This window comes from Pseudomonas bohemica, assembly GCF_002934685.1.
GTDB classification, from domain to species: domain Bacteria; phylum Pseudomonadota; class Gammaproteobacteria; order Pseudomonadales; family Pseudomonadaceae; genus Aquipseudomonas; species Aquipseudomonas bohemica.
In genome coordinates this window covers 1-12,409 of the sequence record NZ_NKHL01000096.1, presented here as the reverse complement: position 1 = coordinate 12,409, position 12,409 = coordinate 1, and the positions used below count along the sequence as shown (strand labels likewise).

Here is a 12,409-nt window from a genome sequence, read left to right as displayed (position 1 = left end):
CGAGCGCGTTCCTACAGGTACGGTGTGAAGCTGCTACCGCGTAATCCCATGCTTGCGCAGCTTTCTATATAAGGTATTGCGACTCACCCCCAACTCCCGGGCGGCGTGGGTCATGTGCCAGCGTTGAGCCTCAAGAATCGCCATCAGTGCCTCGCGCTCGGCGCAATCGAGTGGCGAATCGTTCTGTTCAGTCATATCGGCAGCTTGATTTGCGGCCTGCTGATAGCGGATCACGTGGGGCAGGTCGGCAAAACGAATCACCTCGTCCTCGCTCAACGCTGCCAATGTCCGCAGCACATTGCGCATCTGCCGTACGTTGCCTGGCCAGTTGAATCCCAGCAGCGCTTGACGAGCCTGGGCGTCGATCGTGATCGGGTGACCGCCCGCTTCTTCCTCCAGCAGAAAATCCATCAACTGCGGCTTGTCGCTCCTGTCACGCAGCGGCGGCAGGGCGATTTCCAGGCCATTGAGTCGATAGTAAAGGTCCTCGCGGAAACTCCCATCCTCTACACGGCCCAGAAGATTACGGTGCGTCGCGCTGATGATTCGTACATCCACGGCTTGTGGTTCGCCACCAATCGGCACTACCAGACGATCCTCCAGCACCCGCAACAGGCGCGTCTGCAAGGCCACCGGCATGTCGCCGATTTCATCCAGAAACAGCGTGCCCCCGTCGGCCTGTTGCAGCTTGCCGCGCATGCCTTCCTTCCGTGCGCCGGTGAAACTGCCGCCGCGATAACCGAACAGCTCACTCTCGATCAGGCTTTCAGGAATGGCCGCGCAGTTCAGTGCCACGAATGGCCTGCCTGCCCGTTGGCTGGCCTGATGCACCGCCTTGGCAAACGCTTCTTTGCCGGAGCCGGTTTCGCCATTGATCAGCAGCGGCACGTCACGCTCGAAGACCTTCAACGCGCGACGGAAATCGGTTTGCAGCGTAGCGTCGCCCAAACAAATCCCGCTCAAGGCAGGCGGCGCAACAGGCTTGACGACGACAGGCGCAGAAAAGGCTTTCAACACGGGCCGCGATTGCCCACGCAGTACCGCGAAAAACCCGCGCCCGTCTCGGGTACGCAACGGCCAGCTCGTAGCGGCATCGGGCGCTGCACGGCTCATCAGTTCACCCAGCGAGCAATCGAACAACGACTCAACCGGCTGACCAACCAGATCGGCGCGGCCGGCGCTCAGCAAGTTCAGGGCGCTCTGGTTAAGCGCGCTGACCCGACCTTCGCCATCGAACGCCAACAGCCCTTCGCTGAATAGCCCCACCGACCGTGCCTGCAAATGAAAGCGCAGCAGCCATTGATCCTCGAAGTGTCGCAGGAAATAGCTGCTTTCAATCACCTTCGCCGACAGATTGACCAGCGCCATGGTATGGAACTGGCTCTGTCGCGACACATCGTGCCGCGCCGAGGAAACATCGAGCACGGCCAACAGATCGCCGTGGGGATCGAACACGGGGCTGGCCGAGCAGGTAAGCCCGGTATGCCGACCGCGGAAATGTTCGTCACGATGGATTGTCACCGACTGTCGCTCGACCAGACAGGTGCCGATGCCGTTGGTGCCCTCTCGCGCTTCGCTCCAGTCGGCGCCGAGCCAGAGGCCCGCGCGTTCGAAAATCTTCCGTTCGGCGGGTTCAGTCACGCAACTGAGGATCACCCCGCGCGCATCGGTCAACAGCACCGCATTACCCCCGGAAAGCTGCTGATGCAGGCTGTTCATCTCAACGTCGGCAATGGTCAGCACTTGCTGCAGACGCTCGCGGCTTTCGAGTACGCGAGCATGCTCGAGCACGGTCGGCGCCATGGGCTGGGCGGGGTCCAGGTGGTAGTCCTTGAGGCAGCGCACCCATGAGCGAGCAATCGACGGATCGGCGCCGGGGCCATATCGATGCGTTGCCTTGCCTTGGGCGACGGTCAGGACTTGCTGGGCGTGTCTGGCGAAGTGATTGCTGTGCATTTTTATTGTTCTTCCTAGGTGCTCCCGGGGAGTTGCGAACCAGCATCCTCCTAGCCCTTGCGCATTGCAATGCTTCCAAAGGCGCAAGCGGGCCGGCTGTCCCACATTCGATACAAACTGTCACGCAGGTCGTCCCGCAACCGACACATCCCAATAAGCCAAGCACCTGATATTTCGGCAAAACCCTTACAAACCGGGCATGGAACGGCACTGGCCCGCGCTTTGCTCTACGCTTTGATCAAGTGCAGCTATACCAAGTGCCGAGCGTTATCCCCACACAATCACAAGAGCAAGGAGATATTCACCATGCGTTATGCCCATCCCGGTACTGAAGGCTCGATCGTCACCTTCAAGACCCAATACGGCAATTACATCGGTGGCGAATTCGTGCCGCCGGTCAAAGGCCAGTATTTTGAAAACACCTCGCCAATCACCGGCAAGCTGATCGCCCAATTCCCTCGCTCGACTGCCGAAGACATCGATAAAGCCCTGGATGCCGCTCACGCCGCTGCCGATGCATGGGGCAAGACGTCCGTTCAGGAGCGCTCGCTGACCCTGTTGAAAATCGCCGACCGCATCGAGCAGAACCTCGAACTGCTGGCCGTGACCGAAACCTGGGACAACGGCAAGGCCGTGCGTGAAACCCTCAACGCCGACATTCCGCTGGCTGTGGACCACTTCCGTTATTTCGCAGGCGTGCTGCGTGCGCAGGAAGGCAGCGCGGCGGAAATCGACGGCAACACCGTGGCGTACCACATTCATGAACCTCTGGGCGTGGTCGGTCAGATCATCCCGTGGAACTTCCCGATCCTGATGGCCGCCTGGAAACTGGCCCCGGCGCTGGCTGCCGGTAACTGCATAGTGCTCAAACCCGCCGAGCAGACGCCGCTGGGGATTACCGTGCTGCTGGAGCTGATCGGCGATCTGCTGCCAAAAGGCGTGCTCAACGTGGTGCAAGGTTATGGTCGCGAGGCCGGTGAAGCGCTGGCCAGCAGCAAGCGCATCGCCAAAATCGCGTTCACAGGATCCACGCCCGTGGGTTCGCACATCATGAAACTGGCGGCCGACAGCATCATCCCGTCTACCGTTGAGCTGGGCGGCAAGTCGCCGAATATCTACTTCGAAGACGTGATGAGCGCCGAGCCGGAATTCATCGACAAGGCTGCCGAAGGCGTGGTTCTGGCGTTCTTCAACCAGGGCGAAGTCTGCACCTGCCCTTCGCGTTGCCTGGTTCAGGAGTCGATCTACCCGCAGTTCATGGAAGCAGTAATGAAGAAGGTCCTGAAGATCAAGCGCGGCGACCCGCTGGACACCGAAACCATGGTCGGCGCCCAGGCGTCGCAGCAGCAGTTCGACAAAATCCTTTCCTACCTCGATATCGCTCAGGGCGAAGGCGCCGAGCTGTTGACCGGCGGCAAGGTCGAGAAACTGGAGGGCTCGCTGGCGACCGGCTACTACATCCAGCCGACGCTGTTGCGGGGCAACAACAAGATGCGCGTGTTCCAGGAAGAAATCTTTGGCCCGGTGGTCAGCGTTACCACCTTCAAGGATGAAGCCGAAGCCGTCGCCATCGCCAACGACACCGAGTTCGGTCTGGGCGCTGGCGTCTGGACCCGCGACATCAACCGCGCCTACCGCGTGGGCCGCGCCATCAAGGCCGGTCGCGTGTGGACCAACTGCTACCACCTGTACCCGGCTCACGCCGCGTTCGGCGGTTACAAAAAATCCGGCGTAGGCCGCGAAACCCACAAGGTCGCGCTCGAACACTACCAACAGACCAAAAACCTGCTGGTGAGCTACGACATCAATCCGTTGGGTTTCTTCTGATCCGGTGGTTGCCTGCTAAAAGAAACGGCCTCTTCAGAGGCCGTTTCTTTATGGACGGCGCCTCATGGCAACGCCTATCTACCGAATCCCGACTTTGGATTGCGCTTTCTAAACCGCTTAGGCACAGTCAAAACCGTCTGTCCCCGTGCCAGGCGCGTCCTCCCCCTTTCATGAATTGCGAATGAAGCTGAGGCCCAACCATGCGGATCATCCAAGCCACCCTGGAGCACCTGGACCTGTTGACCCCTCTGTTCGTCAAATACCGCGAGTTCTACGGCGAACATCCCTTCCCTGATTCGTCCCGCGACTTCCTGGAAAAACGCCTGCGCCGTGAAGAGTCGGTCATTTATCTCGCCCTGCCTGACGATGATGACGGCAAATTGCTGGGCTTCTGTCAGCTGTACCCCAGCTATTCCTCACTGTCGCTCAAGCGCGTGTGGATTCTCAATGACATCTATGTCGCCGAAGACGCCCGCCGCCAACTGGTCGCCGATCACCTGATCCAGAAGGCCAGGAAAATGGCCAGGGAAACCCAGGCCGTGCGGATGCGCGTATCGACCAGCGCCAACAACGAAGTCGCGCAAAAGGTGTATGAGTCGATCGGGTTTCGCGAGGACACGCAATTCAAGAACTACGTTTTGCCGATTAACTGACCAGCTGCTTTCAGTGGCTGAAAACTTACTGTGGGAGTGAGCTTGCTCACTCCCACAGGTTCGGTATTGTCATCCCATCACTACCAAATGTTTCAATCTGGATACCGCGCCCAGCAACATCCCGTTTCTTCCCTCTATAATGCGCCCACATCAGCAGTCATCATCGACCCGCACGAGCCCAGCCAGGGCCTTTCAATCAGGTGCCGTACATGGATTTCAACCCGCTCGACCTCATCCTTCACCTCGACGTCTACCTCGACATGCTGGTGACCAATTATGGCACCTGGGTCTACGCGATCCTGTTCCTGGTGATCTTCTGTGAGACGGGTCTGGTCGTCACACCCTTCCTGCCGGGTGATTCCCTGCTGTTCATCGCAGGCGCCGTCGCGGCTGGCGGCGGCATGGATCCAGTGCTGCTGGCCTGCCTGTTGATGGCCGCTGCGATTCTGGGCGACAGCACCAACTACGTAATCGGTCGCACTCTGGGCGACAGGCTGTTCAAGAACCCGGATTCGAAGATCTTCCGCCGCGATTACCTGACCAAAACCCACGAATTCTACGAGCACCACGGCGGCAAAACCGTGACCCTGGCGCGCTTTCTGCCGATCATCCGCACCTTCGCGCCCTTTGTTGCAGGGCTCGGCAAGATGCATTACCTGCGCTTCCTGGGGTTCAGCGTGCTGGGTTCGATCCTGTGGGTCGGCGGTCTGGTCACCCTCGGTTACTTCTTCGGCAACATCCCGTTCATCAAGAAGAACCTCACGTTGCTGGTGCTGGCGATCATCCTGCTTTCGCTGCTGCCGATGATCATCGGCCTGGTCCGCAGCCGCATGGGCCGTTCGGCCACAGCGCGCTGAATCATGTGGTCACTCGGCGGCTGGCTGAAACGTCGCACGCTGGCGCGCAACCCGGTCGATCCTGAGCTTTGGGATCGGGTGCGCCAGCGCTTGCCGATTCTCGATGGCCTGACGGATGAAGAGGATCGCTACCTACTCGACAGCTGCGTACTGTTCCTGCATGGCAAACACCTCACCGCACTGGAAGGCGTTGAGCTGGACGACGAGTCGCGCCTGTTCCTCGCTGCCCAGGCGCAATTACCGTTACTGGCCTTGGGCGATCTGAACTGGTATTCGGGCTTTCACGAAATCATCCTCTACGGCGACGACTTCATCAGCCCGCAAAAACACCGCGATGCCAGCGGCATCGAACACGAATGGGACGGCGAGCACAGCGGTGAAGCCTGGTCGCAAGGCCCGGTCATTCTGGCGTGGCCGGGCGTGCTATCCAGCGGCGGCTGGGAAGCCTACAACCTGGTGATCCACGAATTGGCGCACAAGCTCGACATGCTCAACGGCGACGCCAACGGCCACCCACCGCTGCACAACGACATGCGCATTGCCGAATGGGCCAGCGCCATGCAAGGCGCCTTCGATGATCTGAATCGCCAGCTGGACGCCGATCCCGACGCCCAAACCGCGATCGATCCGTACGCCGCGGAGAACCCCGCCGAGTTTTTTGCCGTCACCAGCGAATACTTCTTCAGCGCCCCTGATTTGCTGGTCGAGGCGTATCCGCAGGTCTACGCACAACTCAAAGCCTTCTATCGACAGGATCCGCTCGCCCGGCTGACGGCACTTCAAGCGCACAACCCGGTCTATCAGGCTCAACACGATGTTTAGAAGACGAGCCCACGCATGGCAACGCTTCTCGAATATGCCTATAATCCGGGCCACTTTTTGGCGTTGGACGCCAGATTCTGAATGGTCAACCAAGGGGGCAAAGCCCAATGAGCTACAGCAAGATTCCGGCCGGTAAAGACCTGCCGAATGACATCTACGTCGCAATCGAGATTCCGGCCAACCACGCGCCGATCAAGTACGAAATCGACAAAGAAAGCGACGCCCTGTTCGTTGACCGTTTCATGGCCACCCCGATGTTCTACCCGGCCAACTACGGTTTCATCCCCAACACCCTGGCTGACGACGGCGACCCCCTCGACGTGCTGGTCGTGACGCCTTACCCGGTTGCTCCAGGCTCGGTCATCCGCGCCCGTCCAGTCGGCGTGCTGAACATGACCGACGACGGCGGCGGCGATGCCAAAGTCATCGCAGTGCCACACGACAAGCTGTCCCAGCTGTACGTCGACGTAAAAGAATACACCGACCTGCCACCGCTGCTGATCCAGCAGATCGAGCACTTCTTTGCCAACTATAAAGACCTCGAAAAAGGTAAATGGGTGAAGATAGAAGGTTGGGCCGGTGCAGACGCTGCTCGCGAAGCCATCACCAAATCGGTCGCTGCCTACAAAGGCTAATCCGATTCGCGGCCTCCGAAGCGCGCGTCGCCTTGGAGGCTGCTCTATCTTTGCCTGACCCCGCACCCCATTGACCCTCTGCATCTGCCTGACTTTCTGAATTGTTGAAGACCCGAAGGGCAAACGGCTATCCGAACTGGGAGGCAAATCATTCGCGATGGGCTCCGCAGCAGTCGCAAAACCATCCTCCTCTATCTTTTAGAATACCCCTCTCGCATTCTCCGCAGCTTTTTTCACTCTATTTCCCATCGCACATGTTTAAAACTGCACGATCCCAAACGATTCGTTTATCCCAATAAGCTCATGCGCCCTTTCGAACAACAATAAACGCAAAACACCGCTTTGATAGACGCTCTACCTCGCGCCAGTTATTGGAAATTGCCTTCAGACCCAGCGTGCAGCCACCGTTGATCCGAAATAAAACAATCAAAGAATTGCCCTACAGAAACAGTCAAAGTTGTAATCCCTACAATCACCTGCAAGTTTGATCCCCCACTCATTTGAACACTTCGTTCATTTAAACGAACTTGAACCGCACGTAAACTTCGCTGCATGAATACATCAGGTGATCGACTACGCGTCCTTCTGCGAGAGTGCCATCTCTCTGCAACAGACTTCGCCGCCAACCGCAAGGTAACGCCGCAACACGTGAACAATTGGTTCAAACGCGGCATACCCTTGGCACGCATGGAAGAAGTCGCCGAACTGTTGAGCGTCAACGTACGCTGGTTACGCACCGGCGACGGGCCGAAGCACCCAGGAGAAGGTCGCGACAAACACGGCCTGGACGGCAGCTCAAACCCACGCGCGGAGCGCATCAGCGTGCGCGAAGAACTGGAAATGCCCTTCTACACCGAACTCAAAACCCAGGAAGATGGCCAGACCGCCATCAGCGAAGCCCCCAACCACAAAGTCCGCCTGGCAAGACGCGTCCTCGGAGCCATGGACGTCGAACAACACAACGCCATCTGCGTCGCCATGATTGGCAACAGCATGGCGGACAAGATCCAGGACGGATCACTCATCGGCATAGACCGCGGCCGCACCAACGTCATCGACGGCGAAATGTATGCCCTCGAACACGACGGTATGCTGCGCGTGAAATACCTCTACCGCCTCCCCGGCGGCGGCCTGCGCTTGCGCAGCCACAACGCCAGCGAATACCCCGACGAAATCTTCAGCGCCGAACAGATCCAGCAACAACACATCCACATCCTCGGCTGGATCTTCTGGTGGTCGACCCTCAACAACCGCCGCCACCCCGCGACCTTGCCCTGATTTGCAAACGGAAAGCACAAATGCAAAGACAAAAGGCAGCGCATCAACACTGGGCAGACGGAGCGAGAGTGCGTATCCTGCACGCCTTCGTTTCAACACCCATCGGCTACCCGCTGCTGGGTGATCGACCAGGTAAAGCCCCCGTGGCCTGCCTCGTCTACCTCACAAGCGCATGCCTCGCAACGCGCACTTTTGCGGACGGGTACGGTTAGCCAAAAACGAACCAAACCCGTCACCGAGAAGCCGGCCACAAGCCGGCTTTTTAATTGCTCGAAATAATCCTATCCCATCCGAGAATCCTGCCGACAGCCTAGCTATTATGGGAGTTTTACGCATTCCTCTGTCCGATAGCGTTCGACGCCATTTGACCTCATCCGACGATGAAATGGGGGGACATGTGGGGGGACACCGGACGCGAAAGGAGAAGAATATGGGTAAGCTGAAACCTGAATAAGGTAGGCATGCTGAGCATTCCGCCAAGGAAACGGTGCAGATCACGAGCGCGACCGAGAAGCGTTGAACAATAGCCCAGCCCGCATGACCGTGACCTGGCTCAAGCAATATGTGGAATTCGCCGTGGTTCATTCAAACAGCCCCGCCGACAGTTCAGCGCCAGCCTTGCAGAACGAGCCGTCAAGCACCACTGCCGATGCGCAACTGGCAGCGGCACAGCAGGCTCTGACGCAATCACTGGCAGATTATCTGCTAGACCTCACGCATGGCGCCCCGCCAAGCTTTGAGCCGTCTGCGGTGAAAAACGCATTACGATTCTCAGAAGCTCCTCCGCCTAGAACCAAAGTTCTGCGAGCAACTCCATAGAACGGAGCTTGTCTGCAGGATCATGGGCATAGGTCATGATGATCAATTCGTCGGCCTGAGTTCGCTCGGTGAAGCGTTCCAGCGCCTGGCATGCGGTAGCGGGTGAGCCGACAGCCTTGATGTGCAGAAAGGACTCGGCGAAAGCTCGCTGCTCGGTCGTGCCCATGGCGTCCGGCGCTACCGGGGGCTGGAGTTTTTGCCGGTTACCGGTACGCACATCCAGGATCATGCGCTGCGAAGTCGTCCACAGGCGCATGGCCTCTTCGTCGGTGGGTGCAACCATGACGTTGATCCCCGCCATGACATAAGGTTTGGAAATTTGCGCGGTGGGTGCCCTCGGATCGAAAGAGCTTCGGTATATCTCCAGTACCCGGTCGACTTCGTCAGGTGCAAAATGCGATGCGATACAAAACGGCAAGCCAAGCCGGCCAGCAATTGAGGCACCGGAGATGCTCGAACCGAGTATCCACAGCGGGACGTGTGTCCCAATGGAGACTCCGCTGACGATAGGATCACTGTGTGCCAGGCCGGTATCGCTGAACCAACCTGTAAGGTCGTAGACGTTGCGGGCGAATGATTGCGGATCGGCGCCGGACCGACTCAGTACCTGGGCCGTTAATGCGTCGGTCCCGGGCGCTCGGCCAAGGCCCAGGTCTATGCGGCCCGGGGAAAAGTGCGCTAGCGTGCCGAACTCTTCTGCGACCTGCAGGGGAGCGTGATTAGGCAACATGACGCCCCCGGAGCCGACTCGGATACGTTGAGTCAGGGACGCGGCGCGGGAGATCAACATCGCGGGCGAACTCGCGCCCAGATACGCGGTGTTGTGGTGTTCGGCATACCAGATTCGACTATAGCCGAGTCTGTCCGCGAGTTGAGCAATGGCCATTGAGGAACTCAGGGCGTCGTCGACAGTGCCGCCTTCCGTGACATGGACGAGGTCCAAAATGTTAAGGGGGGTGTGGTTGGTCATGGCAATCCTTCAAGTCTTGAGAAATTCAGCAGTGTCACCGGTGAGTACCTGCAATTAGCAGCTTCAACAAACGGAATACCGCACCGCCCTAACGTGCGGTACTGCCGCCATCCACAGGCAAGGCAACCCCCACCACGAACGAAGCTGCATCAGAGCATAGCCATACCACCGCCTGTGCAATTTCCTGCGGCTGAGCCATTCGACCCAACGGATTAGCGATCGCCGATCGAGTTTGTAGGCCATCGCCAAAGCGAGTGTGCGTCAGCGCCGTTTCGACCAAGCCGGGACACACCGCATTAACCCGAACGCCTCGAGACGCGAACTCCACGGCAGCAGCCTTGGTCAAGCCGATCACTGCATGTTTTGCCGCGCCATATACACCGTCACTGGGGATACCTACCAGCCCCGAGCGTGAAGAGTTATTGACGATCGCGCCTTTACCCACGCTGAGCATGTGGTCAAGCTCAGCGCGCATGCAGTGCCAGACGCCCTCTAGGTTGACCGCCATAACCCGATCCCAGTTGTCCTGCGTGGATGTCAGAAGACTACTTGCACCATCGGGAATCCCGGCATTGTTGAAGGCGCAGTCGAGACCACCAAAACTCTCGACAGTAGTTTTGACCATCGATTTGACCGATGCTACGTCGCAGACATCCACCGAAATGAATAACGCTCGCCCGCCGCCACGCACAATTTCACTTACCAGCACCTCACCTGCAGTCGCATTTACATCTGCGACTACTACGGCTGCTCCCTCTTGGGCGAACTGCAGGGCCGTAGCCCGACCAATCCCGCTGGCCCCTCCAGTGACCAGGGCCACCTTGCCTTTCAATCGGCCACTCATCTGCGTGCCACTTGGTTAGCGTTAATACATGTCATGTCACTTGTATCCAACCTGCCGCCGCTTACTAACGCCAAATTGGCAAATATGTTCAGGATCAATCTGTGATTTTCCCGCCAATAGAACGCCATCTCGTGAACCCCTTTTCGACTTCCCTGAAATGAGCGCGCCTGTCCACGCGCTCGCGCCACAGTCGCTTACCAGATCACAGGCAAAGAATTGAGCCCGAACACGAACACGTTACGCTTGAAGTCGAGTTCTTCGAAGGGTACCGCCAGTTGCAGCGTGGGGAACCGACGGAAAATAGTCTCAAACACAACATGCAGTTCTAGTCTTGCCAGCGGCTGCCCCAGGCACTGGTGGATACCAAACGAGAAGGCAACATGCGCCTGATCCTTGGTTTCCCGATGAATGTCAAAGGCATCCGGACTTGTGAACACCTCCGGGTCATGGTTTGCCGCATGCAGCAATGCCAACACGCCCTCACCCTTGCGGATCAAATGACCGCCAATTTCGACATCCTGCGTGGCCACCCGATTGGAGTTCATATGAGTGATCGAATGGAATCGCAACATTTCTTCCGCAGCACCTCGGGCCAGCAACGGGTTAGCCATCAATGCTTCTTTCTGCTCCGGATGCTGCAGTAGGCTCACTAGCCCAAGACCTATCAGGTTTGCTGTCGTTTCGTGACCCGCCAGATAGAGCAATACACCCATCTGAACCGCATCTTGATGCGACAACTTTCCAGGGTTCACCCAGTCGATCGCCATGCGGCTGAGCAGATCTTCACCATCGCCCGGATCAAGTTCTTTTTCATGTAGCAATTTACTGATGTACGCCTCCATGTTGCGCGCAGCCTCAGTGAGCGCCTCTGGTGCCAGGCTCAGGTTTTGCCGGTCTTTGCTCCACTCCTGTAAAACCGAGTGATCCTCATAAGGGACCCCAAGCATGATCGAAATCACCAGGGAAGGCAGAGGTAGTGCGACCTTCTCGATGAAGTCCGCTGGGGCGCCGTCGCACTCCATATCATCCAAAAGTCTATTAAGCGCTGCCTGCACCTGTGGACGCATCGCCTGCATCCGCTTGACCATAAACTCCTTGGTCAGCATACGACGGAAGGTGCCGTGATCTGGCGGGTCCATGGTAATGAACGTTTGGTAGGACCGAGACTGCGCCGCACGAGAGGGCGAGATAAAGGGAAATCCAGCGGTATTAGGGTCTGCGCTGAAATGAGGGCTGGTCATCAGCTCACGAAACTCTTCCATGCGAGTCACGATCCAGGCATCGCTGCCGTCCCAGAGCTTGACCTTGGAGATCGGCTCTTGTGCACGCATCTGCGCATATTCCGCCGGCGGATCCATTGGCCAACGATCATCGCGAGGGAAGGGAAAGGTTTGCTCGGCAAATGGACATGTTCCGCTGGAAATGGCGGTGATGTTTTCTTGTTTTGTATTCATGAGTTTCTTCATCTCAAACAGGTAGACGCAAGTTTTTATCCACATTATCTCCACGGCTGCGCCATTCACCGTAAAGGGTTAGTTGAATAAACTCGAACTATTAGCGCAGACCACACTAGCTTGGCATTCACTTTTTCCAGTGAGTCGTTGAATGAAACCTATGTGAGTGTTAATCCTTCGCTTCAAACTTGATCACCTTTTAAATCCGATCATTTAAGGAAAATCTGAAAAAGACTTCCTGATTTGGCAGAATCCCCGGACACCAATCGCCGAGCTTTTCGATGATGAAGCAAA

At 57.7% G+C, this 12,409-nt stretch carries 10 protein-coding genes; 6 read left to right on the top strand and 4 right to left on the bottom strand.

The window, feature by feature from the left end:
• Window positions 1–33: 33 nt before the first annotated feature.
• Window positions 34–1,956, bottom strand: coding sequence for a sigma-54-dependent Fis family transcriptional regulator (locus CE491_RS08140; RefSeq protein WP_110947839.1), 1,923 nt, complete (start codon window positions 1,954–1,956; stop codon window positions 34–36).
• Window positions 1,957–2,262: 306 nt separating this feature from the next.
• Between CE491_RS08140 and exaC the strand changes: the two genes are divergently transcribed.
• The 6 genes from exaC (at window position 2,263) to CE491_RS08110 (ending at window position 8,028) form a co-directional block, all read left to right on the top strand.
• Window positions 2,263–3,783 carry an acetaldehyde dehydrogenase ExaC gene (exaC, locus tag CE491_RS08135; protein WP_110947838.1) on the top strand — a complete coding sequence of 507 codons (1,521 nt, stop codon included), beginning with the start codon at window positions 2,263–2,265 and terminating at the stop codon, window positions 3,781–3,783.
• 200 nt (window positions 3,784–3,983) lie between these two features.
• Window positions 3,984–4,436, top strand: coding sequence for a GNAT family N-acetyltransferase (locus CE491_RS08130; RefSeq protein ID WP_110947837.1), 453 nt, complete (start codon window positions 3,984–3,986; stop codon window positions 4,434–4,436).
• A 209-nt stretch (window positions 4,437–4,645) separates the two neighbouring features.
• Window positions 4,646–5,293: a DedA family protein gene (locus tag CE491_RS08125; RefSeq protein WP_110947836.1), complete on the top strand. Its 648-nt coding sequence runs from the start codon at window positions 4,646–4,648 to the stop codon at window positions 5,291–5,293.
• A gap of 3 nt (window positions 5,294–5,296) precedes the next feature.
• Entirely contained in the window at window positions 5,297–6,115 is an 819-nt protein-coding gene (locus tag CE491_RS08120) for a M90 family metallopeptidase (RefSeq protein WP_110947835.1), read from the top strand.
• Between the two features lie 107 nt (window positions 6,116–6,222).
• Window positions 6,223–6,750: an inorganic diphosphatase gene (gene ppa, locus CE491_RS08115; protein ID WP_110947834.1), complete on the top strand. Its 528-nt coding sequence runs from the start codon at window positions 6,223–6,225 to the stop codon at window positions 6,748–6,750.
• Window positions 6,751–7,302: 552 nt separating this feature from the next.
• A complete protein-coding gene (locus tag CE491_RS08110; protein WP_110947833.1) occupies window positions 7,303–8,028 on the top strand; it encodes a LexA family transcriptional regulator in 726 nt (241 codons plus the stop codon).
• A gap of 787 nt (window positions 8,029–8,815) precedes the next feature.
• Here CE491_RS08110 and CE491_RS08105 read toward each other — a convergent pair.
• The 3 genes from CE491_RS08105 to CE491_RS08095 form a co-directional block, all read right to left on the bottom strand.
• Window positions 8,816–9,817 (bottom strand): LLM class flavin-dependent oxidoreductase, encoded by a 1,002-nt coding sequence (locus CE491_RS08105; RefSeq protein ID WP_110947832.1) that lies wholly within the window; start codon window positions 9,815–9,817, stop codon window positions 8,816–8,818.
• Between the two features lie 88 nt (window positions 9,818–9,905).
• A complete protein-coding gene (locus tag CE491_RS08100) occupies window positions 9,906–10,661 on the bottom strand; it encodes a glucose 1-dehydrogenase (protein WP_110947831.1) in 756 nt (251 codons plus the stop codon).
• 194 nt (window positions 10,662–10,855) lie between these two features.
• Window positions 10,856–12,115, bottom strand: a complete 1,260-nt coding sequence (locus CE491_RS08095; protein ID WP_234407544.1) for a cytochrome P450 — start codon at window positions 12,113–12,115, stop codon at window positions 10,856–10,858.
• Window positions 12,116–12,409: the final 294 nt, after the last annotated feature.